The following is a 25,380-nucleotide window of genomic DNA, read 5'->3' as shown; positions in this document are numbered from 1 at the left end:
ATAGGAAAACGACATGTCTGCTATGATTTATCCCACCTCTAACTTTGCCGATGAACATAAACTCTGTTTTGAGCGCGCTGAAGGTGTATATATCTATGACTCTAATGATAAAAAATATCTAGAGGGCATGTCGGGACTTTGGTGTACGGCATTAGGTTACGGTAACCAAGAGTTAATAGACGCAATATCAGACCAATTACACACGCTCTCTTTTAGCCATTTGTTTGGTGGTAAAAGCCACGCTCCTGCAGAAAAGCTCGCCAATAAGTTAGCAAAAATGGTACCTGTGGCTGATGCCCATATCTTCTTTGGCAACTCAGGTAGTGATGCCAACGATACCCATTACAAAATGTTGCGTTACTATTTTAATGCCATAGGTAAGCCAGAAAAGCGTAAAATCATCACCCGCCAACGGGCCTATCATGGTGTAACCGTAGCTGCAGGCTCGCTAACCAGTTTACCAGTAAACTTAACCCACTTTGATGCACCATTAGATGCGCTGCATATTCTCCGTACCGATGCTCCCCATTATTATTCAGGACACCAAGTGGGCGAATCTGAAACCCAGTTTGTTGACCGTATTATTGGCAATTTAGAAAAACTCATTTTAGAAGAAGGCGCAGATACCATAGCCGCCATGATAGTTGAGCCTATTACTGGCGCGAGTGGCGTGATTGTACCTCCCGAGGGATATTACGAAAAACTACAAACCTTACTACGCAAACACAACATTCTGATTTGGGCAGATGAAGTCATCACAGGTTTTGGCCGCACAGGTAACGATTTTGGGTGTACCACCATGGGTATCAAGCCCGATCTCATGACCTTTGCTAAACAACTTTCGTCTGCGTATTACCCTATTAGTGCTTCGGTTATTCCTGGTTTTATGTACGATGCAATGATTGAGCAAACTCAAGCCAATGGAGTATTTGGCCACGGTTATACCTACTCTGGGCACCCTGTAGCTTGTGCGGCCGCGTTAAAAACCTTAGAGATATTTGAACGAGATAACCTATTCGAAAAAGCAGCAGTAGCGGGTCGCTACCTACATCACAAACTAAGTACCCTAGAAACCCACCCTCTAGTAGGTGAAGTGCGCGGTGAAGGTTTATTGGCAGCCATTGAGCTTGTCGCCAATAAACAAAAAGAAAGCCATTTTAAAGACACAAAAGTAGGCACGTTTGCCCAAAAGGCATGTGAAAAACATGGTTTAATTGTGCGGGCGGTAGCTGGTAACTCTTTAGCGCTATGCCCGCCATTAATCATTACCCACGAACAAATAGACGAAATAATCGATAAACTAAGCTTAGCATTAGAAGACACCCTTGCCTTTACTAAGCAGCACAACCTCTTAAAACCCTAACTATTTAGTTGATTGCATACAATAAGATATAAAGCGGCTTTTGTTTGCAACTGTTTGTCTAAACAGTCTTCAGAAAGCATGTCCATATAATGATTTCACAGACCTTATGGTTTGAGTTGATTACCGTTCTTCATTACCCCATTGCAACCACATAATGTAACAATAGAGTATACCGTGGAAACAAACTATCAGGTCACTGATTCTTTGACTGTACGAGCAGAAGTTAACAACTTGTTTGACGAAGAGTACTACACCAACTCTTACGCAAGCGTATGGGTACAACCGGTTACACCTCGTATCTTTAGAGTATCAGCAACTTACAACTTCTAGATGTAAGGCTACTCACTCAATAAGACAAAAAGCCCCCACGTTGTTAAACATGGGGGCTTTTTATTTTACGTAAGGTCAAAAGCTACTGCTGAGTATCCTAATGACTATGGTCTGGTTTTGTACTTTTGGTAGATGTATCGAGTGGTTGAATGGGCTGATTTCTAACGCACATTAAATTCTCCCCCATATATTGGCAAGTCCCAATATATACATCATTGTGCCCTCCTTCATACCGACACGCTTTAGATTTAGTCTTTTCAAAACAAGCATCAACTGCCAATTTATTTAAGGGGCCAGCGTGGGCATTAGCATCGCCAATATAGAGTAATAGGCATAGTATTACAGACAGTATGCCTAGTGCTTTAAGGTTCAACATAGTCAAACTTAATGCCTGCTCATTTCTGATAGGGCACCATGTGGAGGAGGCCTGCCACCACGAGGAGGGCCACCAGCAGGGCGCACACTTTCGCCATGTAAGCAGCCTATAAACACGTTCTCACTGGGGCTGGCAGCATGATAATGATAACCTCTAACATCATCAGTTTGACCGCGACATTCATCTAAGCCTTCAGCTTCTTTGCCTTGGGCATCTTTCATCGCATATATGCCATACCCATCAATGGCATAGCCTATTAACGGAGCATGATCGTCTTCACCCTTTACCGTTTTATCTGTACAGCCGGTTGTAGAGTGATAATGGTAACCTTGATGTACATTAATATGACCACCACAGTCATCAAAGGCGGCAATAGTGTATGCCCCCAAAATTGCATTAACTGGAGCAGGACCAGACAACTCGGTACCATCTAACGCAAGACCGACAGTACGCACACGGCCTGTTGTTTTAGCTGGAATTGGCTTAATGGGAATAAGATAAGTAAGGGAAAAATCATCGTCTAGGTATTCAAGTTTACACTCGATACAGTTTTGCATGTACTCTTCTTCTACGTCAGGTTTAGCCGCCCCTAAACACGCTTCTTTCGTGGCGGTATAACGCACCTTGTTGGTTTCTGCGTCATACAACATCCACTTTTCATCACCATAATATTCATCGAGTTTCAGGATGAATTCACCTGTGATGTCTACTAAGTCACCTGAACCACTTTTATCGAACCAAGCTCCACCTGCATCCGCGCCATCATCAATATTTCTTGGACAAAATGCGCCGGGTTCGCGGCCCGCTGGCGCACCCGTTGTCGTAAATTCATAACAGCTAGTTTCAGTGCCTTGGGCGGTTTCGCAATCTACTATTTTAGGAGGCGTTGAAAACGCCCCCTCTATGAACAAAGAAAGATCGATACCTGCTACTACTTCTTTGGATTTAATGCCCGACGCTGGTGTTTTTGACACACCACCACAGCCTACTAATGCTAAGACGCTTAGCGTAGATACAACAAATAATGATTTATAATATTGTGAAATCATTGATGAATTCCCTTTAATTCGATTAATTGATAAAGCTCTGTCAGCTATACTCATAGCAACAGTTTACACAACAATTGTGCAGATATTATGGACACTCTCTTTTTAATGAATGATCTAAAAACACTATGACTTTACCAACCAATATTTTTGATATTGATGTAAGATAGGTATCATGAATTACCTTAATGCTTTGTTTTTAGTGTTTGCTCTTTGCGTCAATACGTACGCAGGTGCAGGGCTGTGCTCTATGGAGCATGAAGCTAAGACAGAAAAAACCCAAGCTATGCCTTGCCATGATTTAGAGCAAGTGCAAGAACAGCATCATAGTGCTGAATCGCAATCTCATGTATGTGATTGCGACATGTGTGTGCAGATCACCTGCTCTGTCAACATAATCAAATCAAACGCACTGTTTAATGAAACGCCACACTTTGTTGGCATGCCGTATAAATCCTTATCTACCAGTCCTAATTACCGCCCTCCTATTTACTTTCTCAGTTAAAAATCGTTATCGCTGTTAATCAGCATTTTTTAATTTTTGGAAAAAACAATGAAAGTAATTCTCACATTTTTATGTGCGCTGTTAGTAACAAGTGCGCAAGCTAAAGAAGTTCGATACCAACTCAATGTCGGTTATAAAACCGTTAACGTTTCTGGCAAAACATTACAGGCCATGGCTATCAACAACAGCATTCCAGCGCCTGTACTTGAATTCACTCAGGGCGATACCGCTATAATACAAGTCACTAACCGTACTAATGATAACGCCTCTATTCATTGGCATGGTTTACTGCTTCCACAAGAGCAAGATGGGGTGCCATATATTACCTACTTCCCTATCAAAGCAGGGGCCACGTTTGAATATCAGTTTGAGCTAAGTCATGCCGGCACTTATTGGTATCACAGTCATACCCGTATCGATGAACAGCGTGGTCAATATGGTGCGATAATCGTTCACCCTAAAGATGGATATGATGATGAGTTTGACCATGATGTACTGGTACAGCTTTCTGACTGGACAGATGAAGACCCTATCGATGTGTTAAAACATTTAAAGAAAGATGGAGATTGGTATGCCTATAAAAAGAATTCTGTCATAAGTATTAAGGGATACCTGCAAAACAGTGATCTAGATGCTTGGATGAGTAATCGTTGGCAACGTATGGAAGGAATGGATGTATCCGATGTGGGCTACGACGCCTTTCTTGCTAACGGACAAACTTCGTTAAACCTGCTCCCTAAAGCCAAAGCAGGTGACAGAGTAAGAGTCAGAATAGTCAATTCTGGGGCCTCAACTTACTTTGATATTCAGCAAAACTCAGGCCCTCTTGAAGTGGTTGCTGCAGATGGGATAGATGTAGAGCCAGTAACCGTCAATGAAATAAGAATGGGTATGGCTGAAACCTACGATGTCATAGTGACTGTACCTGACTCTGGGGCCTATGAATTTGCTGCCAATAGTATGGATGGCACCGGCGGGGTAAAAGTGACCTTAGGTAACGGGAATGCTACCCCCTCTCCTGATCCGCTGCGTCCTAATGTATTTGCCAAAATGGCACATGGGGATAGTCACCAAGGAGGAGACCACTCAATGAACTCGATTTATTCGATGCATGACATGGAACAAGAGCCTCAAGCGCCATCGCAACATCAGTCACATGAAAACCATCATGATCACCATCAAATGATGGCAATGGATGATGAGTTTGATGCAGAAAAATTAGATTACAGTTTACTTCAAGTACGAGAACCTGTGACGTATGAAGGGGAGCGACAAGAATTCACCTTAAGGCTAACAGGCGACATGGAAAGCTATAATTGGACCTTTAACAATACTCCGCTATCCCAAGCAGATGTAATCAAAATTGACCGAGGTAAAGTTGTACGTTTTCACTTTCAAAATGAAAGCATGATGCACCACCCGCTGCATTTACATGGGCATTTTTTCAAGGTTATATCTGGCAATGGAGACTACGACGTATTGAAACACACAGTCGATGTTCCTCCTATGGAGAGCGTCACCATTGAATTTGCAGCCAATGAAAGCAAAGACTGGCTGTTTCACTGTCACAACCTCTATCATGCTAAAACCGGTATGGCTCGAGTCGTAAGGTACAGTGATTATTCAGGTAACCCTGATTTTGTTAAAGCTAAAATGCAAAGCAATGAAATTATGGATTTTGATTGGTATAGCAGAACTGACTTACACTTGTTTTCTTCTCACGCAGAAGTCATGTATCGATATAGCAATTCGAAACACATTATTGAATTAGAAGCTGTTAAGCATTTCTCTGAAGATAGTGAGTTAGAAGCCCACTACAACTACAAACACTCCCGTTGGCTTAGGTCTTTTATTGGGGCAAGGCGCATGGACGATGAAAACGAATTATTGTTAGGGGTAAAATATGTTTTACCTTTTAGCATAGATACCTCACTTTGGATCACCCATGAAGGACACATAGACGCTGAGATAGAAACAGAATTTCAACTAACTAAACATATTGGCATCGAGCTAAGCACCTCAACCGAATCTGAATGGGAGGCCACATTAGAGTATCGCTCTTCACCGAGTTGGTCTTTAGGCCTCAACGCCAATGAAACCTCAGGAGTGGGTGTAGGCTTAACTGCTACATTTTAAATTGAGGTACTTAATTGAAGGAGAGGCCTGCGCGCGCCTCTCCTTCAATTGCAAACACCGTATAAATCACCTGTGTAAGTCTACTTCCCATATACCCAAAATCTCATTACAATGGCCGTGATTTTTAGTAGAGATAAACATGCCTAAACCATTATCAAAATTGTTGATTATGACTACCTTATTGATTGCCTTTGTTGGGCAAGCTATGGGTTCTTATGTTTTAACGTTTGATGATGTTAGTGCCAATCAGCAAGTAAACATCCAGCAGCAAAGCGCAGTTAAAGGCTATAGTGATCATGATGCTAACGAAGTAGATGATTGCTGTGATATCGACTGCTGTGAAGGCGAATGCTTTTGCCCAGAAAACGCTTGTACTTCAGTAGTGTATTTAGACAACCCCCATGCTCAATCAACCTTAATGCTTATCAGTGAGTTCGCATTAGCCACTGTACAAGAATCCCCACAGTTTTTTGCGACCTCTTTATATCGGCCACCTATTTTTACCTCTTAGATTAAAACCAATCGTCACCCCATAAAAAATATTAAAACTCGTTTTATTAATTGCGAAACACTCGCAGTTTTTAGCATTATTTTGAGGTAAAAAATGCTTACTAAATATTCTAAAGTCGCCATGGCTCTGTTGGTGATGCCTGCAATATCTTATGCAAACCAAGATGCACAGCAACAGGCTACCCATGACGACCACCAAGAAGAACACCATGACGAACATCATGAGCATAGCGAAACTAAAACTGAAAAAATTCAAGTCACAGCATCACGCCTTGGCCGCATAGTGACTGAGTCAGCCACTCGTACTGAAATTATCAATGGTGAAGAAATTCAAGAAAAAGCCATGATGCGCCCGGGTAACATTTCTATGTTAGTTGCCGAAACGGGTGGTGTGCGCGTTCAAAACACTTCACCCGCCTTGGGTAGCGCGAATATTCGTTTGCAAAGCTTGTATGGCCGCTATACCCAGTTGTTAAGTGATGGGTTGCCTTTATACGGCGGGCAAACAGCCTCTATAGGCTTATTGCAAATCCCCCCTACAGATTTAGCTAATGTAGAAATAATTAAAGGGTCGGCATCATCACTTTATGGTGGTTCAGCTCTTGGCGGTGTGATTAATCTTATTTCTCGCACTCCATCTGATGAATTTGAAGGCGAGGTCTTACTAAACGTCACATCAAAAGATGGCCAAGACCTTACTTCGTATATTGCATCGCCTATAAATAAAAATACCAGCGCATCGTTAACCGCAGGTTTGCACAATCAAGCACAACAAGATTTAGACAATGACGGTTGGCTAGACATGGCCGAGTTTCAGCGAGCCACTCTTCGTCCCCGTTTGTATTGGCAAGGAGAAAACGGCGCGAATTTATATGTAACAGTCGGCGCCATGAAAGAAGAGCGCGATGGCGGCACCGCAGCTGGTGCAACGGTACCCGATGGCAATCCATTTATTCAAAGCCAAGATTCACTTCGACTCGACAGTGGCTTTATATTTGATCAGTCCCTTAATGATGAGCTTAATCTTAATATACGTGGCTCAGCCATGCGCCAAGAGCATGACCACCGTTATGGTGAAGTTGAAGAAAGCGACCTTCATCAAAGCTACTTACTTGAGTCCAGTGTGTCGGGTTACAAAGATGCAGTAGCATGGGTGGCGGGCTTGGCCTACCAAGTTGACCGCTTTGAATCAGAAGAGTTTTCTGAATTTAACTACCACTACCAAGTGCCAGGGTTATTCTCCCAAGTAGACTACGAAGCCAGTGATGATGTTTCGCTGTCATTAAGTGCCCGTGCTGATTGGCACAGTGAATACGGCACTCAATTTAGTCCGCGGATTTCAGTGTTATATAATCCAGACAACTGGACCATTCGCGGCGCTTACGGACAAGGCTTCTTTGCCCCTACCCCTTTTATTGAGGGTATTGAAGATGCTGGGTTATCACGCTTAGCCTCCTTTGATGATGTCGTTGAAGAACAAGCCACCACAGCCTCAATAGATATCAGTTATGTATTTGATAGTGTCGAAACTAGCATGGTTTTATTTTCCTCTGATGTTGATAATGTCACTGAGCTTGAAGAAATTGATCCAATTGATACTTTTTCAAACAAGCAAGTGCATATAGTTAATGCTCAGGGAGAGAGCGAAATTCGCGGCGCTGAATTACTGCTTCGTTATCGCTGGCGAGACATTAAACTCACAGGCAGCTATCTGTACACAGATGCCACTAAACAAAGTGAAGATGGCCTCGGACGCGAACCATTGACACTCACCCCGCAACATTCGGCGGGTGCTGTCATCATGTGGGAAGAACATGGTAGTCACCTAGTGGGGTTTGAAGCGTATTACACAGGTACTCAACATCTAGAAGGCAATCCACTGCGTAATAGAAGCGACGCCTATTGGCACTTAGGCTTACTAGGACAAATTACCATTGGCAAAGTAAGTTACTTTTTAAATGCCGAAAACCTGCTCAATGTGCGCCAAACCAAAGATGAGTCGTTGGTGCTACCAGAACAAGCCCCAAGCGGACGCTGGACCACAGATATTTGGTCAAGAAACGATGGTTTTACGGTGAATGCGGGGGTTCGTATTCAATTTGGGGATTAAAAGCTTAATAGTCTAATATTCAAAATTTTAAGTCATTAAGTGACATCAAAAATTAAGTATTCAACACGAATGAGAAGTGCATAAGCATTTCTCACTCTTCACCTCAAACTATAAGTCGTTGCACTTTGCAAAGACGACCTTCCCATTTGTTAGAATAGGTTCTGGTGCACTTAGGGCCTACCCGCTAGAAAAAGTATTTTAAATTCGTTAACCCCTTCTTAACCATCACCTTGCTATCGTTCATGCAATCGTAGGCTAATCCACTTTATTTTATGCTCGTAGCATGAAAGTTGAGGGTTAACAGCCCCAAGTTTTAATGTATTTAACGAGGAAAAGTTCATTATGAAATTCTCAACACCTATTGTGGTTTTATTACTGGCCACAACCGCTCTTGTTGCCTGTGAAGAAAAGGTTGCGCCTAACAAACGTATGCGAACGCCAGCAGTGTCTTATATCACAGTAGAAGCAACACCTCACAAAATTGATACTAATATGCAAGGTCGGGTTGCGGCATCATTAATCGCTGAGGTTCGCCCACAAGTGGGTGGTATTTTAGAACAACGTTTATTCAAAGAAGGTAGCTCTGTTAAACAAGGTGATTTGCTTTATCAAATTAACCCTGCGACCTATCAAGCAGCTTACAATGAAGCAAAAGCTAACCTAAACAGTGCCAAAGCATCAGTAGAAACTGCCAAACTAAAAAATCAACGTTACGCTAACTTACTAAAAATCGAAGGCGTTTCAAAACAGGATGCCGATGATGCTTATGCCACTTACCTAGAAGCAGTCGCAAATATCGAAAAATATCAGGCCGCCTTAGCCACGGCAAAGATCAATCTCGACTTTACTAAAGTAAGAGCGCCAATATCAGGCAATATTGGTATTTCTGGTGTAACTCAAGGCGCTTTAGTCACTGCAGGCCAAACGATAGCTTTAACAACGATACGCACCTTAGATCCTATTTATGTTGATATGACTAAAAGCAGTAAAGAGCTATTAAAACTTCGTCGTTTAATGAACGAAATTGGTATCGAGCAAGGCAATGCAGAGGTGACGTTAACATTAGAAGATGGCAGCGAGTACGATTTTAAAGGACAACTTACCATGCAAGAAGTGTCAGTTGACTCTTCAACCGGTACCGTAACCCTACGAGCTGAGTTTCCTAATCCAGATGGCATGTTATTACCGGGTATGTTTGTGCGCGCAGCGGTAAATGAAGCTATAGATGCCAATGCCATATTGGTACCCCAACAAGGTATTTATTATGCCGCTAACGGTGATGCTTATGCATACGTCATCACTGAAGACAACAAGATAGAAAAACGCGCAATTACTACAGTTAATGCAATAGGTAATAAATGGTTCATCGACTCTGGTTTATCAGTGAATGACAAACTATTAGTAGAAGGCTCTAACAAGGTACGCCCAGGTAGTACAGTTAATCCAATTCGCGTAGAAATGGATAGCTCTGGCGCAATGATTACAGTTACAGACAATCACAACGCCACATTAGTTGGAGGCTTGTAAGTCATGTTTGCTCGTTTTTTTATCGACCGCCCCGTATTCGCTTGGGTAATTTCTGTCATCATTATGCTAGCCGGCATTGCCTCAATAATGTCTTTGCCGATAGCTCAGTATCCAAATGTTGCCCCTCCTGTTATTAGTATTAATACCTCCTATACAGGGGCAGATGCACAAACAGTTGAAAACAGTGTCACTCAAATACTTGAGCAGCAGTTAACAGGCCTTGACGGCTTATTGTACTTCTCTTCATCTAGTACATCAGCTGGCTCTGCGTCGGTTAGTGTGACCTTTGAGCAAGGTACAGATCCCGATTACGCTCAAGTACAAGTGCAAAATAAAGTACAGCAGGTTACTTCTCGTTTTCCAGAATCTGTCCAAGCACAAGGGGTTACGGTTACTAAGTCCAATAGCGATTTTTTATTAGTCACCGCAATTTACGATGAAACTGACCAAGCAACGTCACTTGATGTAGCTGATTATATTTCTTCAAATATCGAAAATGAGTTAGCACGAATTAATGGCGTTGGGGATACGCGTGTATTTGGATCTGAATATGCGATGCGGATCTGGTTAAACCCTAATAAACTAGCGGCTTACGAACTAATGCCATCTGATGTGACGAGTGCCTTAAGAGCACAGAACGTACAAATTGCAGCCGGTAAAATTGGTGCCATTCCGGCACTTGGTAACCAAGAATTAAATGCGACGGTTACTGCCCAGTCTATGATGTCTTCTCCACAGCAGTTTCGTGAAATCATTATCAAGTATCACTCAAGTGGAGCAAAGGTGTTACTAAGCGATGTGGCCAGAGTAGAAGTTGGTAGTGAAAACTATAACTCTATTCCTCGTTTAAATGGACATCCTGCGTCAGGTATTGCAGTCATGCTATCACCTGGTGCAAATGCTCTAGATACTGCTGTTCGCGTAAAAGAAAAGGTTGCAGAACTCGCTAAAAGCTTACCTGATGGGTATCAAGTTACTTTTCCACGTGACAGTACTGACTTCATTAAAATATCAATCAGTGAAGTCGTTCAAACCCTAATAGAAGCCGTCATATTAGTGGTAATTGTTATGTGGTTGTTTTTACAAAATTGGCGAGCAACCTTAATTCCAGCCATTGCAGTACCAGTAGTATTACTTGGGACGTTTGGCGTGTTATCTGCTTTTGGATTTTCTATCAATACCTTAACTATGTTTGGCATAGTCCTATCGATAGGGTTGTTGGTGGATGATGCTATTGTCGTGGTTGAAAACGTTGAACGCTTAATGCGAGAGAAAAATTTGTCTCCACGAGACGCAACTATAGAGTCTATGTCTGAAATAAGTAGTGCACTTATTGGCATAGGTGTTGTTCTGTCTGCTGTGTTTTTACCTATGGCTTTTTTTGGTGGCTCAACAGGTGTCATTTACCAACAATTTTCAGTTGCGATTGTGTCTTCAATGACTTTGTCAGTAATTGTTGCCTTAACGCTTAGCCCCATGTTGTGCGCCAGTTTACTTACTACAACTGAGCACAATTCCGAAAGCAAAGGATTTTTTGCCGGGTTTAATCGCTTATTTGAGCGCATGACCAACTCATACACTGGCCACGTAACACATATCATTACCCATAAAATCCGCTGGATAGTGGTTTATGGTGTCATCATTACTATTTTAGGCTTGTTGATTGTTCGCATGCCCACTGGCTTTTTACCACAGGAAGATCAGGGCAACACTATGTTTCAAATTAGCTTGCCTTCCGGTGCATCCATTAAACGCACCCGCGCAGTTGCAGAACAAGTGGAAGAATACCTGTTAACCGAAGAAACCAAAGATGTCGTAAGAGCCTTTACAATCTCGGGTTTTAACTTTTCGGGCACTGGCCAAAATGCAGGAATGGGATTTGTAGGTTTAAAGCCTTGGAGCGAGCGAACCGCAGACAACCAAAGTGCCGATGCCTTAATAGGCCGTATGAATAAAAACCTATCAACTATTCGTGATGCCAATATTTTTGCTATGCAGCAGCCTGTTATTCGAGGTCTTGGCCAAAGCAACGGCTTCACATTTGAACTGCAAGCAGCTGCTGGTACCAGTCGTGAAGAACTCGCTCTATTAAAAAGTGAGCTACTCATAAAAGCTAGACAAAGTGAATTACTCAGTGGCATTCGTGAAGGTGCACTAAGTGACACCCCACAACTAAAAATTGACATCGACAACACCAAAGCCACTAGCTTAGGTTTGTCACTATCTGATGTATCTAGTACATTAACATCGGCGTGGGCTGGCTCATATGTCAATGACTTTATTGATAATGGTCGAGTGAAAAAAGTATATATTGAAAGTGACGCTCAATTTCGCTCTCGGCCCGAAGATTTAGGCCAATGGCATGTTCGCGGCATGAATGATGATGGCAAAACTACCATGACACCTTTTTCAGCCTTCAGCTCATCATCTTGGTCAAAAGCCCCACAGAATTTATCTCGCTTTAATGGAATAGCGTCTTATCAAATACGAGGGGCGACTGCAGATGGCGTTAGTTCAGGGCAAGCGATGGCAGAAATGGAGCGTTTAGTAGATGAGGTAGGTCAAGGAAAGCTTAGTTATGCCTGGAGTGGTCTATCTTACCAAGAAAAAATATCAAGTGGGCAATCAACAGCCTTATATGCAATCTCTATTTTAGTGGTGTTCCTAGTACTCGCTGCGTTATATGAAAGCTGGTCTGTACCATTTTCCGTTATTATGGTTATTCCATTAGGGTTAGTGGGTGCAGCTATCGCAAGTACTATTCGCGGCTTAGAAAATGATATTTATTTTCAAGTTGCCTTACTGACTACCATAGGACTGGCATCAAAAAATGCCATTTTAATTGTCGAGTTTGCAGAGGCTTCATATCAAAAAGGGTTGTCATTGATTGGCTCAGCAACTGAGGCAGCCAAGCTACGCTTAAGACCGATAATTATGACTTCATTGGCATTCATGTTTGGTACTTTGCCTCTAGCCCTATCATCTGGCGCTGGTGCGAACAGTCGGATATCCATAGGTACCGGTATTGTAGGCGGAACGTTTACAGCAACATTTTTAGGTATCTTCTTTGTCCCAATGTTTTTTGTATTAATTCGCGGACTATTCCCCAAAAGGAGGCCTGTTTATGAAGCCGATAGGTCAGCTGATTAGCAGATAGTAATTAAATCTAGCGACACGAGAAAAAGTTGAATGGACTAACACTGCTCAACCCTTTTTATTATCCATGGCTAATGCCATGATGTGTGAGAAATAGGAAGTCTACAATGATAAACGTACTATTGGTTGAAGATGATATTGACCTTGCAACTGCCATAGTTGAATATCTGGAAATCGAGGCAATTAATTGTGACCATGCGAGTAATGGATTAATGGGTCTAAATTTGATAGAAAATAATCAATATCAGATGATCATGTTAGATATAAACATGCCAAAAATGGACGGTTTAACACTGTGTAATACACTTCGAGAAAAAGGCATGGATATTCCTATTTTAATGCTTACTGCCCGTGATAGCCTTGAGAACAAGCTTCAAGGATTTGAAGCAGGTACTGATGATTATCTAGTCAAACCCTTTGCCATGAAAGAGCTAGTCGCTAGGGTGCAGGTGTTAGCTAAACGCAAAAGTGGAGAGGTTAAAACCATTAAACTTGGGGACTTAACTCTAGATTTAAGTGAGTTTAGCGCAAATTTAAACCAGCACTCCTTAAAACTATCACCCATTGCCTACAAACTTTTAGAAGTACTTGTAAGAGCTAGCCCCAAGACAGCCACCCGTCAACATATTATGCAAACTGTTTGGGGCGATGAACAACCAGATAGCAATAGCTTGAAAGTTCACATTTATCATTTGCGTAAACAACTTGAAAGTGTGCCAAGCAATATTAAATTAGAAACCGTATCTGGAATTGGTTTTACTATAAAAGTAGAAAGTGAAACGGAAGTCCATGGAGTCCAATAGTGAAAATTAGACCAAGCCTAAAGCTGTATTTTTTTATCAGCGTTCTGTTACTTGGTTCTGTTATGGCTATTGGCTTTTCATTTTTGAGTGTTAATTACTTCATTGACGGGCTAGACAGAAGCTTAAATGGAGTCATGTTTGAACTAGCCAAGACAGCAGATGTAAAAGATGAACATCCCGTCGACATAGCAGGCATTAATATCGCAAGTCGCTGGCAAGATACGCCAGAAGTCATTCAACGCAGCTTTGTTAATCCGCCTTCAGTGATTGGTGATTTACAAAAGCAAAAAGTCCAAACTACGATTTTCACTATGCCCAAAAGCGTGTACTTTTTAGTGCTATTTGAAAGCCCAGAAGGTGAACCAAGATTCATTTCTAGAGTCATGCTTGAAAAAGACTTTATTGCATCTACAAATGCAATAAAACCAAGCCACCGCTTATTTTGGACGTTTGTAGTGGCCATATTAGCTATCGTCTTATTCGCATTTTTACTATTCATGATTATGCGAAAAATCGCCAGACCAATAGAATCTTTAAGAAATTGGGCGAAATCATTGAATCCTAAAAATGTCCAAGCTCCCCCACCTGATTTTACGTATAACGAGTTGAATGTACTTGCCTCTTTAATTCAAGGCAGTCTAATTTCAACCCACCAGAGCCTAGAGCGAGAGCAACGCTTTTTAAGTTATGCGAGCCATGAAATACGTACTCCTATTGCGGTGATACGCAGCAACGTAGAGCTACTACAAAGACTTAACGAAAAACAGCCCACCACTGAAAAGCAACACTTAGTGTTAGAGCGTATTCAAAGAGCTGGGCTTACCATGAGTAATTTGACCGACACCTTACTATGGCTAAGCCGTAATGAAGAACTCAATGTAGCACCCGAGCCTTTAAATTTAGAAAAAGCAGTACAGCAAGCTTGTGTGGATTTAGAGTATTTACTGAAAGGAAAAAGCGTAGAAGTTACCGTTAAAAGTGAAGAACATAGCGTTGACACTATAGCCGTAGCTTGCCATATCGTTATTAACAACTTAATCCGCAACGCCTATCAGCACACCCAAGAAGGCCAAGTGCTCATCAAACAACAAGGTAGCCGCATTACTATTATAAATAGCAATAGTAAAAGTGATACTGGGCAACAAAAATCAGACTCTAATCAAATCGCCTTTGGAGAGGGTTACGGTTTAGGGTTACAACTAAGTGAAAAAATAGTGCAGCACCATAATTGGTACTATGAAAAAACCAACACTCAAGAATACTATCAAGCGGTAGTCGATTTTGAAAAACAAGGGAACTCTGTAAATGAATAAATTAAGCCTTTTAACAAGGCTTAATTCAATTTTAACCTAGCTACGTAAGGTACTAGTGCTGGGCAACAAAATCATCAACCTGCGCCAGATAGCTGTTTTTAGTTGCCTCATCTAACCATGAAACTTTAAATGCATTACTCACCATAGTAGTAATTTGCTTTTGGTCAAAATCTCCTTCTTTTTGTAACTCTAGAAAATTCTCATTTAAATAAGCACGAAAATAAGCAGGATCATCTGAATTAATTGTCACTAACATGTCTTTATCGAGCATGGTGTGGATCTCATCAGAAGTAAGAGACTGCACCACAAAACGGTTAGATACTGGGCAGACAGTTAAGCCTAGCTTTTTGTCTTTAATCATTTCACACAGTGCATCGCTTTCTAATGAATTCACACCGTGATCAATTCGATCAACTTCAATGGTATTAATGCACTGATCGATATGAGTCAGGGTATTAAGTTGATTTACATCACAGTGCATAGTGAGTTTTAAACCCATTGCTTTTGCTTTAGTAAATACCTCTGCAAACTTAATAGGTGGGTTATTGCGTTCGTCTGAATCTAAGCCAACACCGACTATCCAGTCTAGGTAAGGCTTGGCCATGTCTAAATGTTCCATGGCAGACTCAGCGCTCATATCTCTTAAAAAGCATAAGATGAGTTGGCTTTTAATGCCTAGCTTTTCTTCAGCATCGAGCTGGGCCTTATGGATACCCGTGATCACAGTTTCAAAACTCACGCCCCTTGAAGTGTGACCTTGAGGGTCGAAAAATAACTCTGCGTAAACAATTTCTTGGCTTCGTGCTTTGCTTAAATATGCGTAGGTTAACTGGTAGAAATCGTCTTCATCTAGCAGCACATTCATACCCGCATAATAAATGCTTAGAAACGAAGGTAGATCATGAAAGTCATAGGCTGCAACTAAAGCTTCTGGTGTTTCAAAAGGAATATCTACACCATTCTTTTTTGCCAATGCAAAACTAAGCTCTGGCTCCAAGGTGCCTTCTAAGTGCACATGTAACTCTGCTTTGGGGATATTTTCGATAAAGGATTGCATAAGTGAGTCTCTTAAGTTTTATTCAATTAACAGATTAAGCAAATTTGATACCCATGGGTATAACGCTAGGTTTTATAGAAAACATTCAAAAATCGGGTAAGTTAAGCACTCAAAACTGTGTAAAACACAAAAAATACGCACTGTCTAAGTGCAATACATAGATCTAAAAAGTAAATAAATACGGCTTGGCGCTCATCTAATGACTGTCGCATTTTCTTGAATATAGCGAAGGTGGCATATTATACTGCGCCTGAAAGCGGCGGTTAAAGTGACTCAAATTAGCATAGCCCAGAGAGTAACATACTTGGCTCACCGACTCTCCTGTACTTAAGCGCTTTGCTGCGTTTTCAATTCGTAATTGCTGCTGCAACGTAAGGGGAGTGCACCCCAACTTATCTTTAAACTCTTGATAAAAGCGAGTACGACTCATGCATGCTATTTTGCATAAAATATCAATATCTAAATGCTCACTCAAATGGGTTTTAATATAATGAATAGCCGCTTGTAAACCACTGTTATCTGAATGGGCTTCGGTGTCTGTTAGAGCGAGATCCCTGGCTTGATGCTTGAGTATTCTGGCCACCAGCTCTGATACACCAAAATCGATTACCAAATTTCGTTCATTGTCATTCTCAACAAAGCAATTAAATAATCGCTCTAATAACATTTGGGTGCCCTCAGAGTGTTGAGTGTGTAAATGTTTGTCAGACAATAATTGCCAACTATCCAATGTTAATGGGACACCAAGTTTCACATCTAACTGCTGTGCTAATAATGCGATACGCTCACTACTAATTTCTATAGTTAAACAACGGGTGGGTTTGTCCATAGTCGCTTCTGGAAAATCAATAGCGACTGAGGTATTTGCTGACATCACAAAAGACTGGTGTGGGATAAACTCTTGAGACTGTAAAGTTTGTAATTGCGGGTGCATTCCATGTAACACCTTCTTGCCTTGTATCATGCCGCAATACAGTAAACCCGAAGAGTGTAACAACACTTTTTCAGCAGGCAGGTAGGTATCATAAATACTTAATTCAGAATCAGACCCCGCAAAACTCACTCGGTTCTCAATCAGTTTTTTAGGTTGACTTAAACCTAACCGGCTAACAAGTGCTTCATTATTCATTGTGTACTCACCCAAGTTAATCATGGATTGTCAGACAAGCGATATGTACTCCCAGACAAGTACTACTTAACCACTCTGCATTATATTAACAACTGAAACGACATTAATTAAATATTTTTTAACATTAAAATTAAGGAAACGTCATGATTTATGCTAATCCTGGTTCACCCGATTCGTTAGTCACCTTTAAAAAACAATATCAAAACTTCATTGGCGGTGAGTGGGTAGCTCCCGTTAAAGGACGCTACTTTGATAACCTGAGCCCGATTGATGGAGAAAAGTTTTGTGAGATCCCCCGCTCTAGTGAAGAAGATATCAACCTAGCACTAGATGCAGCCCATAGCGCTAAAACGACTTGGGGCAAAACCTCTGTCACTGAGCGTTCAAATATATTATTGAAAATTGCTGATCGCATTGAACAGAACCTAGAATTATTAGCCGTTGCTGAAGCATGGGATAACGGTAAAGCGATACGTGAAACCCTAAATGCAGACATCCCTCTTGCAGCCGATCACTTTCGTTATTTTGCTGGGTGTATGCGAGCCGAAGAAGGGACCTTGGGTGAAATAGACGCCAACACAGTGTCGTATCATATTAATGAACCTCTGGGTGTGGTTGGGCAAATCATTCCTTGGAACTTCCCTATTTTAATGGCCGCATGGAAACTAGGCCCAGCACTGGTAACAGGCAACTGCGTAGTATTAAAACCAGCAGAACAAACCCCCGCCTCTATCTTGGTTTTAGTAGAACTCATTGCCGATTTACTGCCACCAGGGGTCTTAAATATAGTCAATGGCTTTGGTATTGAAGCAGGTAATGCCCTTGCTACCAGTGATCGAATTGCCAAAATTGCTTTTACAGGTTCAACACCCGTTGGTATTCATATTTTAAAATGTGCCGCAGACAATATTATTCCCTCTACTGTAGAGCTTGGTGGAAAGTCTCCAAACCTTTACTTTAACGACATAATGAACTTCGAAGACAACTATTTAAGTAAATGTGTTGAAGGATTGGTACTCGCATTTTTCAATCAAGGAGAGGTCTGTACTTGTCCTTCTAGAGCACTTATTCAAGAAGATATTTACGACCCATTTATGGAGCTTGTTGTTGAGCGAACAAATAGCATAGTGCGAGGCAACCCTTTAGATACCGATACTCAAGTGGGCGCTCAGGTATCTAATGAACAATATGAGAAAATACTTGGGTATATCGATGTGGGCCAAAAAGAAGGTGCAAAAATATTAACTGGTGGTGGCCCAGCCAATCTATCAGGCCCTTTTAATAAAGGGTATTACGTACAACCGACTTTACTTGAAGGTAAAAATGATATGCGAGTCTTCCAAGAGGAAATTTTTGGTCCTGTTGTTGGAGTCACCACCTTTAAAGATGAGGCAGAAGCTATTGCCATAGCGAACGATAGCATGTTTGGTTTAGGTGCCGGGTTATGGACCAGAGACATGAACCGCGCATACAAACTGGGGCGAGAGATTCAAGCTGGCCGTATTTGGACTAATTGTTATCACGCCTACCCCGCACATGCTGCGTTTGGAGGATATAAAAAATCTGGTATTGGTCGAGAAACCCATAAACTCGCGATCGGTAGTTATCAACAAACTAAAAACCTGTTAGTAAGCTACGATACCGACCCGTTAGGTTTCTTCTAAAAAATCCCCACTCAATCAAGGTTGGCGAACAGAGGTTCGCCAATTTTCTTTATAAGTCAGTATATTAGACATACATACTCTATAACTTTAAAGCTTAAAAGTTTTTTACTGCATAGGTGATAACTACCCCGCAATCGTTTATATTCGCTGTACACATATTTAGTGTTTGTAATAATCAAGCAAACAAGCAGCCCCAATGAATTTGAAAATATCTGTTTTACAACATGCCTTAGCTGTTGATAAAAAGTGGAGTAAAATGTGTTAAAAAAAGGCAAAGACCTTTTCTTTCTGCAAGATTGGCAAGTAAACCCTAGCACCAATACTTTGATACGGGGCGAGCAAACTAAGCAGCTTGAGCCGAAAGCCATGGATGTATTGTTACTTTTATGCAACCAGCAAGGTAAGGTTTTAAGCGCTGATGAAATTGCCACTCAATGCTGGGGCGGTATCGACATTGGTGATAACCCAGTACACAAAGCCGTAACCCAACTACGCAAAGCCCTAGGTGATAAAGCCAGCGCCCCTACTTATATTGAAACCATTCGTAAACGTGGCTACCACATTATTGCCCAGCTAGACTTTCCATTAGATGAAGAATTAAAAGCAGAACAAGCCAACTGGCAAGGCACTTCGCCCTTCCCTGGCTTAGTGCCGTTTTCTGCAAAAGATGCGCAAGTCTTTTTTGGCCGTAACGAACAAATAGCAACCTTATTAGAGCGTATTTCAAATCAGGTTAATGCTAAACATGCATTTACCTTAATTTTAGGCCCTAGCGGTACCGGTAAATCATCTTTAGTTAACGCAGGTTTGTTACCAAGGCTTACCAGTGAGAATGGCTACAATGGTATAGGGGTGGTATCTCACACCAGTATCGATTTTGCCGATATTAGCCAAGAACGGCTATTGATTGATATCGCTTCTGCCATGCTGGATTTGGATGTAAATGACCACCCTGTATTTTCAGGCATGAGTGCCGAAGGCTTAGCTACCCAATTACAGAATAATGCTGCAGCGTCTATCCAGCAATGCCACTTGGCTCTTAAAGCGTCTCAACAAAGTTACAGCAAGCCACAGTTTTTATTGTTTATCGACCGTTTAGAAGTGCTGTTATCTTCTCCTACGTTTAGCGATGATGAGCGAGAAAAAGGTCTTAATTTAATTGAAACACTCACTACTAGCGGCGCGATTATTGTCATCAGCGCTTGTCGCAATGACTTTTACCCGCTAGTGGTTAATCATCCAAGTTTAATGGCCAATAAAGGGGCTGGCGGACATTTTGATTTACTGGCACCTAGCCGTGCAGAGCTGATGCAAATAATCCGTTTACCCGCCATTGCCGCTAACCTAACTTGGTCAGTAGATACTCATTCAGCTACACCACTTGAGCAGTTGCTGTGTGATGAAGCAGCAAACAACCCAGACGCACTGCCGATGCTGCAATATACATTGCAAGAGTTGTATTTACAGCGCAGCAAAACCGACGAACTACAAGTATCTGTATACCAAGCCTTAGGCGGTATTGAAGGTGCTATTGGTAAAAAAGCTGAAGAAGTCTATCAAAGCGTACCGGCGGAGCATCAAGAACAGCTCGCTTACCTTTTGTCTTTATTAGTTACTCTAAGTGACAATGGTAAAACCATCACTAGCCGTGCCGCTCGCTGGTCGCAATTGACCCAGCCCAGCCAAAAAGCCTTTGCACAAGCTTTGGTAGACAGCCGTTTATTTGTATCCCACTTACAAAATGACGAGCCCTGCTTTAGCTTGGCCCACGAAGCCTTGCTACGCCGTTGGCCACGGGCCAGTGATTGGATTGAAACACACAGAAACAGCCTAGAAATAAAAAGCCGTATTCAAAATATGGCATCTCGCTGGATAGCAGAGCATAAAAGCCCAGCCTATTTACTACCAGAAGGTAAGCCCTTACTAGAGGCACAGAGCCTACAAAGCAACGCAACTTTTAATTTAGACAAACAAGAACAAGCCTTAATCATCGCCTCAGCACAGAAAGCCAGAGTCAGACGCTGGTTTAAGGGCTCGATTATGAGCCTATTGTGCTTACTCACCTTTGTCGCCGTACTTATGAGCTACCAAAGCCAGCAAGCACAAAACCTAGCCCAGCAAAAAAGGGTGGAGGCTGAGAGTTTATTAGGTTTTATGGTGGGTGAATTCGCCGATAAGTTGCGTAGCGTAAAACGAATGGATTTGTTGGACGGGATCAGTAATAAAGCATTGGAATATTTTAGCCAACAAGATGATAGCTATGGGGGGGGATTATATTCTTTGACAGATAGTGAACAGAATTTTAAAGCGCAGTTTCAACATGCACAGACTCTCATGGCTATGGGTGAAGTAGCCTACTCAAGGGTTAAAAATGATGAGGCTCAGCAAGCATTTTCGTCGTCCAAAGTGATATTGGGTAATTTGTTTCAACGACAAGCTAAAAACATAGAAGTACTAAAAAGCTTAGGGGCAAATGCTTTCTGGTTAGGGCAATTAGCTATGGACAGCGCAGATTTTAATGTAGCCAAGACTCACTTTAACAATTATTTAAAATACAGCCAAGCTATGGTCGAACAGTCACCTAACAATCAGGATGCTCAGTGGGAGCTGTCCTATGCGTATCAAGCCATTGGCGGTATTGATACTAAACTGCAATTACTCGTAAACGCTAAAGTAGCATTCGAAGCAGCGCTAAAAATTCAAAATAAAATTGTTAGTGAGTTACCGCTAGGTGATTTCAGCAACTTGTATGTTTCGGATACTATCGAATGGCTGGCAGAAACTGAAGAACAGTTGGGCAACTTCAACAATTCAATACAGAGTCGAAAAAAAGTTCAAGCTATTCTAATAGAGATGTTGGATATATTTGGCTTTAACGCTGATATATTAGAAAGCCTAGCTCATTCTTACTTGAATCAAGCTAATACACTGTATTTTCTTGGAAAATATTCAGAAGCCAATACAACGGTAACATTATCAATTTCTAGATTTGAAGCATTGTTAAAACAAGATCCAACCAATCAAAATTGGCAGATAAGCTTAATAGGCGCAACAGCTTTGCTACGTTACTTGGATAAACAACTCTTTAAACAATCAACAGCACCGTTAATCAGTATCAGAGACTTTAATAGGTTACTAGACAAAGTAGAGCCATCCTCTCCGTTTATAGAGATCACTATCAAAAGCTACCAAGCTAACGATGACTTAGACTTGGCTAAAAAATCTTTACTGTTAACACAACGTAAAGTAGAAAGCTTACTTACCAGCCAACCTACAAACATGAACTTTCTCTACGCTCTCAGCAATACCTACTTATTGGAAGCGAAACAATCGGAGATCAGTAGGTTAACAAGAAATGAAGGGACCAAGAAAGAACAACTAGGCGCTTGTAAAAAAGTGATTGATATACTGGAACCATTAATCACCAAAAGCAGTAATTACCGACTAATGGTGACTTACATAAGAGCTCAAGACTGTTTAGGGCATTTAGATAAGGTCTCTCACTTTATAAAGATAATAGAAACACTGCAGATAACTAAATATGCATTTTAAAAGAGATAAAAATATGACCAACACAGTCGTCCCAACCAGAGTATCCAATTCAACCCCATCAATTGTAGAGTTTAAAGACCCATCAACAGGTGTATGGGGGCCAGAAGTAGAGGTTACTTTTAGTGATGTAGGTACAATAACATTTGTATTGCTACAAGATCCCATAAGCTCTGCATATATCTTCTTTGGCGCGACACAAAAAATAATTGAAGGGACAACAACATCGCCAGATACTGAATGGCGATTGACAATTAGTGAACTAGGTAGAGCGATTACGTTCGCTACTAATGACAATGAAGACCAAACCATTGGTGTAAAACTTGGTTTAATACCCAAGAACACAGATGACTTGTTAAATGTAATTATCAGCGCAGATCCTAGGCTTAAGAATATAAAAGTATAAAAGGAAACCTGTGGGGTCAGAGTCGTTGATCCCACACAATTTTCAAAAAACAACCTGCTTGCTATGCAATAACTTAACCCTCCATGACCTGATACCTGATTTAGTTTATTTCTGAACCCGGCAATTAAACCTACCATCACTAAACAACAGCAAAAATAAAACATATATATATCAGTTAGTTAAAATCAGAAGATTACCAGAAGGTTACCTCAGGCTTTTATCATTAAAGTATTAGACATCAACTACATAAGTTTATGACTCATAGGGTTTAAAGATGTCTATGCCTAAAAATAAAAGTACAAAAAATGATGCTGATACTGACATGTTTTTAGTGGCAGATAAGTTTTCAATTCCACTTATTACGGGAAAAATGAACTCGTTCATAGAGATGATTAATGTAATCTCTGAAGGAATTTTTTTGATCAATGCTGATGGTATTATCGATATGACAAACCCAATGGCAGCCAAATTTTTTGGTGATTCAAATGAAAATTTAGTAGGTGAAAGTTGGTTTAAATTTTTACACGATCGCTATCGTGAACAATATGAATATATATTTATGAATTGGAAAGACAATAGAAATAGCACATTAAACCATGGTCCTAAAGAAGTGTTATTAACGCGGAGTGACAGTACCTGGTTAGAAGCGGATTTATCTATCTCACTTTTGCCTGAGTCTTTAACCGGAAGCAATACTATATTTATTGGCGTATTACACAACTTAACCAAACATAAAGAAGAATATAGCCAACTACGTAAACAAGCCAGTACCGACCATTTAACCGGATTAGCGAATCGATACAATTTAGAGAAAAGCCTTAATAAAAGTTGGAACGATAGCATTATCAACAATCAACCCATCGGTTTAATTTTAATCGATGTTGATTATTTCAAACATTTTAATGACCAATTTGGACACGTGAACGGCGATAAATGTTTACAGAAAATAGCCAAAGTTATCGATAGTTGCTTACCCTCAAACGAAAGTCTGGCGGCACGTTACGGTGGAGAAGAATTCGCTGTTATTTTGCCTCGAACTCATATTGAAGGCGCTAAAGCTGTTGCGCGTCATATACAACAACAAATTAGCATCATTAATTTTACAGATTTACATTTACCTAGCAACTTCAGAGTAAGTGTTAGTCAAGGTATATCGTGCGAGCACAATGGTCAGTATCGCACACCTGAGGCTCTAATTTGTGCTGCAGACACTGCACTTTATCGGGCTAAAGAAGAAGGCAGAAACAGAGTGAATGTAAGTAATTAGTTTACACACAGTTTTATACCAAGAAGCGGACAAAAAAACCTCGTATTACGCTTCTTGGTTTTTTTATTCAATAATATTTTAGTCACGTGTTAACACTTCAAATAACTCTATTTCAAAAATCAAATTAGAATTCGCAGGGATCATATTACCGATTTGGCGCTCACCATAAGCTAAGTGTGCAGGAACCCATAATTTACGTTTTCCTCCTACTCTCATATCTTTAAGACCTAAAATCCACCCCTGAATCACCCTTTTATTGCTAAGCACAGTTTGAAAAGCTGAGCCTTTTTTAAAAGAAGAATCAAACTCAGTTCCATCTTCAAGCCAGCCTTTGTAGTGAGCTGTGATTAAAGCACCTCTTTCGGCCGCTTTACCTGTACCTACCACCAAATCTTCTATTTGAAGGTCTTGTTGCATAATTACGTTCTCCCTTTACTTTGAGGGCTCAATTATAACCACTAGTGCGCAATGAAAACGTTATTAATGCATTATTTAACGATATGAAATAAGTATTTATATTTCCCCAAACATCTTTTAAAGGTACATTAAAGATTCTTAGCTTTAGATGATTTCTAATAAGGAACTACCTTGATAGAGCATGGGCATTATGTAAGTAGTCGATCTAAACAGTTAATGTTGTTTTCTGGCAAAGGCCCATGGAATGATGAGGCACTGACTTATGGAACCAAAAGTACTCAATTAGATATTAACGCAATAGATCACAAAAAACCTTGGGGGCAAATAGGTTTTTTGTATGGCGAGAGCTTAATGCCACCCACAGCGTTTAAGCTATTTTCAGACGTCATATGCCTACGCCAACAAATGGGTTTAAAGGCGATAGCAATAATAATTCAAGATTCGGATGTAATTATTACGATTAAAACCCAGTTAAAAGTGGCTTATAACAAAGCTGGGATTGAAAGTGAGTTTTTTGATGATTTTGACAGCGCCACTAATTGGCTAACTAGCTTTAATATTGAGTTTGACCAAACAGAAGTAAAGAACTTCTATCAGAACAACCAATTTATCAACAACCTGTAGCATAAACATAACCCCATCAAACCACGCTGCCTGTCGATTTCAGAATACATGCCAGCATAGTAAGCTGGCACTTTTAAATTTCGAGTAGCTGC

The 25,380-nt window shown here is 40.9% G+C and carries 20 protein-coding genes; 15 read left to right on the top strand and 5 right to left on the bottom strand.

Annotation, left to right across the window (positions count from 1 at the left end; translation table 11 throughout):
- The first annotated feature begins 13 nt into the window (after positions 1-13).
- Positions 14-1,363: an aminotransferase gene (locus ABJD71_RS00950; protein WP_348163167.1), complete on the top strand. Its 1,350-nt coding sequence runs from the start codon at positions 14-16 to the stop codon at positions 1,361-1,363.
- Positions 1,364-1,537: 174 nt separating this feature from the next.
- Positions 1,538-1,693, top strand: a complete 156-nt coding sequence (locus tag ABJD71_RS00945; protein WP_348163511.1) for a hypothetical protein — start codon at positions 1,538-1,540, stop codon at positions 1,691-1,693.
- A 97-nt stretch (positions 1,694-1,790) separates the two neighbouring features.
- On the opposite strand, the gene ABJD71_RS00940 is transcribed toward ABJD71_RS00945, so the two are convergent.
- Positions 1,791-2,069: a hypothetical protein gene (locus ABJD71_RS00940; protein ID WP_348163164.1), complete on the bottom strand. Its 279-nt coding sequence runs from the start codon at positions 2,067-2,069 to the stop codon at positions 1,791-1,793.
- An 8-nt stretch (positions 2,070-2,077) separates the two neighbouring features.
- Complete coding sequence (locus ABJD71_RS00935) at positions 2,078-3,118, bottom strand: YHYH protein (protein ID WP_348163161.1); 1,041 nt, start codon at positions 3,116-3,118, stop codon at positions 2,078-2,080.
- A gap of 172 nt (positions 3,119-3,290) precedes the next feature.
- Here ABJD71_RS00935 and ABJD71_RS00930 point away from each other — a divergent pair, with 172 nt between their 5' ends.
- The 8 genes from ABJD71_RS00930 (at position 3,291) to ABJD71_RS00895 (ending at position 15,175) form a co-directional block, all read left to right on the top strand.
- The gene (locus ABJD71_RS00930; protein ID WP_348163158.1) at positions 3,291-3,620 is read left to right on the top strand and encodes a hypothetical protein; all 330 of its coding nucleotides are present in this window, start codon (positions 3,291-3,293) and stop codon (positions 3,618-3,620) included.
- A 48-nt stretch (positions 3,621-3,668) separates the two neighbouring features.
- The gene (locus ABJD71_RS00925; RefSeq protein WP_348163155.1) at positions 3,669-5,756 is read left to right on the top strand and encodes a multicopper oxidase domain-containing protein; all 2,088 of its coding nucleotides are present in this window, start codon (positions 3,669-3,671) and stop codon (positions 5,754-5,756) included.
- Positions 5,757-5,895: 139 nt separating this feature from the next.
- A complete protein-coding gene (locus tag ABJD71_RS00920) occupies positions 5,896-6,267 on the top strand; it encodes a hypothetical protein (RefSeq protein ID WP_348163152.1) in 372 nt (123 codons plus the stop codon).
- 93 nt (positions 6,268-6,360) lie between these two features.
- The gene (locus ABJD71_RS00915; protein WP_348163149.1) at positions 6,361-8,376 is read left to right on the top strand and encodes a TonB-dependent receptor; all 2,016 of its coding nucleotides are present in this window, start codon (positions 6,361-6,363) and stop codon (positions 8,374-8,376) included.
- Positions 8,377-8,718: 342 nt separating this feature from the next.
- Positions 8,719-9,903 carry an efflux RND transporter periplasmic adaptor subunit gene (locus ABJD71_RS00910; RefSeq protein ID WP_348163146.1) on the top strand — a complete coding sequence of 395 codons (1,185 nt, stop codon included), beginning with the start codon at positions 8,719-8,721 and terminating at the stop codon, positions 9,901-9,903.
- 3 nt (positions 9,904-9,906) lie between these two features.
- Positions 9,907-13,053 carry an efflux RND transporter permease subunit gene (locus ABJD71_RS00905; protein WP_348163143.1) on the top strand — a complete coding sequence of 1,049 codons (3,147 nt, stop codon included), beginning with the start codon at positions 9,907-9,909 and terminating at the stop codon, positions 13,051-13,053.
- Positions 13,054-13,166: 113 nt separating this feature from the next.
- Positions 13,167-13,862: a response regulator transcription factor gene (locus ABJD71_RS00900; RefSeq protein ID WP_348163140.1), complete on the top strand. Its 696-nt coding sequence runs from the start codon at positions 13,167-13,169 to the stop codon at positions 13,860-13,862.
- Positions 13,862-15,175, top strand: coding sequence for a HAMP domain-containing sensor histidine kinase (locus ABJD71_RS00895; protein WP_348163137.1), 1,314 nt, complete (start codon positions 13,862-13,864; stop codon positions 15,173-15,175). The genes ABJD71_RS00900 and ABJD71_RS00895 overlap by 1 nt, the downstream gene beginning before the upstream one ends.
- A 52-nt stretch (positions 15,176-15,227) precedes the next feature.
- Here ABJD71_RS00895 and add read toward each other — a convergent pair whose 3' ends face one another.
- Both add and ABJD71_RS00885 read right to left on the bottom strand, forming a co-directional pair.
- A complete protein-coding gene (gene add, locus ABJD71_RS00890; RefSeq protein ID WP_348163134.1) occupies positions 15,228-16,232 on the bottom strand; it encodes an adenosine deaminase in 1,005 nt (334 codons plus the stop codon).
- Between the two features lie 196 nt (positions 16,233-16,428).
- Positions 16,429-17,361: a helix-turn-helix domain-containing protein gene (locus tag ABJD71_RS00885; protein ID WP_348163131.1), complete on the bottom strand. Its 933-nt coding sequence runs from the start codon at positions 17,359-17,361 to the stop codon at positions 16,429-16,431.
- Positions 17,362-17,504: 143 nt separating this feature from the next.
- Here ABJD71_RS00885 and ABJD71_RS00880 point away from each other — a divergent pair, with 143 nt between their 5' ends.
- The 4 genes from ABJD71_RS00880 (at position 17,505) to ABJD71_RS00865 (ending at position 24,247) form a co-directional block, all read left to right on the top strand.
- A complete protein-coding gene (locus tag ABJD71_RS00880) occupies positions 17,505-19,025 on the top strand; it encodes an aldehyde dehydrogenase family protein (protein ID WP_348163128.1) in 1,521 nt (506 codons plus the stop codon).
- A gap of 258 nt (positions 19,026-19,283) precedes the next feature.
- Positions 19,284-22,577, top strand: coding sequence for a winged helix-turn-helix domain-containing protein (locus ABJD71_RS00875; protein WP_348163125.1), 3,294 nt, complete (start codon positions 19,284-19,286; stop codon positions 22,575-22,577).
- Positions 22,578-22,590: 13 nt separating this feature from the next.
- Positions 22,591-22,980: a hypothetical protein gene (locus tag ABJD71_RS00870; RefSeq protein ID WP_348163122.1), complete on the top strand. Its 390-nt coding sequence runs from the start codon at positions 22,591-22,593 to the stop codon at positions 22,978-22,980.
- Positions 22,981-23,254: 274 nt separating this feature from the next.
- Positions 23,255-24,247 carry a diguanylate cyclase gene (locus ABJD71_RS00865; RefSeq protein ID WP_348163118.1) on the top strand — a complete coding sequence of 331 codons (993 nt, stop codon included), beginning with the start codon at positions 23,255-23,257 and terminating at the stop codon, positions 24,245-24,247.
- A 78-nt stretch (positions 24,248-24,325) separates the two neighbouring features.
- On the opposite strand, the gene ABJD71_RS00860 is transcribed toward ABJD71_RS00865, so the two are convergent.
- The gene (locus ABJD71_RS00860; RefSeq protein WP_348163115.1) at positions 24,326-24,664 is read right to left on the bottom strand and encodes an FKBP-type peptidyl-prolyl cis-trans isomerase; all 339 of its coding nucleotides are present in this window, start codon (positions 24,662-24,664) and stop codon (positions 24,326-24,328) included.
- Between the two features lie 171 nt (positions 24,665-24,835).
- On the opposite strand from ABJD71_RS00860, the gene ABJD71_RS00855 reads away from it, so the two are divergent.
- Positions 24,836-25,288, top strand: a complete 453-nt coding sequence (locus ABJD71_RS00855; RefSeq protein ID WP_348163112.1) for a hypothetical protein — start codon at positions 24,836-24,838, stop codon at positions 25,286-25,288.
- Positions 25,289-25,380: the final 92 nt, after the last annotated feature.

Source organism: Paraglaciecola sp., assembly GCF_039943935.1.
Taxonomy (GTDB): Bacteria; Pseudomonadota; Gammaproteobacteria; order Enterobacterales; family Alteromonadaceae; genus Paraglaciecola.
The sequence above is the reverse complement of the archived record's forward strand: the minus strand, read 5'-3'. Positions and strand labels throughout refer to the sequence as shown.

Excerpts from the sequence above, each read along its gene's own strand:
- add (WP_348163134.1), bottom strand. The coding sequence starts at position 16,232 with ATGCAATCCTTTATCGAAAATATCCCCAAAGCAGAGTTACATGTGCAC.
- ABJD71_RS00900 (WP_348163140.1), top strand. The coding sequence starts at position 13,167 with ATGATAAACGTACTATTGGTTGAAGATGATATTGACCTTGCAACTGCC.
- ABJD71_RS00910 (WP_348163146.1), top strand. The coding sequence starts at position 8,719 with ATGAAATTCTCAACACCTATTGTGGTTTTATTACTGGCCACAACCGCT.
- ABJD71_RS00920 (WP_348163152.1), top strand. The coding sequence starts at position 5,896 with ATGCCTAAACCATTATCAAAATTGTTGATTATGACTACCTTATTGATT.
- ABJD71_RS00870 (WP_348163122.1), top strand. The coding sequence starts at position 22,591 with ATGACCAACACAGTCGTCCCAACCAGAGTATCCAATTCAACCCCATCA.
- ABJD71_RS00880 (WP_348163128.1), top strand. The coding sequence starts at position 17,505 with ATGATTTATGCTAATCCTGGTTCACCCGATTCGTTAGTCACCTTTAAA.
- ABJD71_RS00860 (WP_348163115.1), bottom strand. The coding sequence starts at position 24,664 with ATGCAACAAGACCTTCAAATAGAAGATTTGGTGGTAGGTACAGGTAAA.
- ABJD71_RS00865 (WP_348163118.1), top strand. The coding sequence starts at position 23,255 with ATGTCTATGCCTAAAAATAAAAGTACAAAAAATGATGCTGATACTGAC.
- ABJD71_RS00940 (WP_348163164.1), bottom strand. The coding sequence starts at position 2,069 with ATGTTGAACCTTAAAGCACTAGGCATACTGTCTGTAATACTATGCCTA.
- ABJD71_RS00905 (WP_348163143.1), top strand. The coding sequence starts at position 9,907 with ATGTTTGCTCGTTTTTTTATCGACCGCCCCGTATTCGCTTGGGTAATT.
- ABJD71_RS00950 (WP_348163167.1), top strand. The coding sequence starts at position 14 with ATGTCTGCTATGATTTATCCCACCTCTAACTTTGCCGATGAACATAAA.
- ABJD71_RS00935 (WP_348163161.1), bottom strand. The coding sequence starts at position 3,118 with ATGATTTCACAATATTATAAATCATTATTTGTTGTATCTACGCTAAGC.
- ABJD71_RS00885 (WP_348163131.1), bottom strand. The coding sequence starts at position 17,361 with ATGAATAATGAAGCACTTGTTAGCCGGTTAGGTTTAAGTCAACCTAAA.
- ABJD71_RS00915 (WP_348163149.1), top strand. The coding sequence starts at position 6,361 with ATGCTTACTAAATATTCTAAAGTCGCCATGGCTCTGTTGGTGATGCCT.
- ABJD71_RS00930 (WP_348163158.1), top strand. The coding sequence starts at position 3,291 with ATGAATTACCTTAATGCTTTGTTTTTAGTGTTTGCTCTTTGCGTCAAT.
- ABJD71_RS00925 (WP_348163155.1), top strand. The coding sequence starts at position 3,669 with ATGAAAGTAATTCTCACATTTTTATGTGCGCTGTTAGTAACAAGTGCG.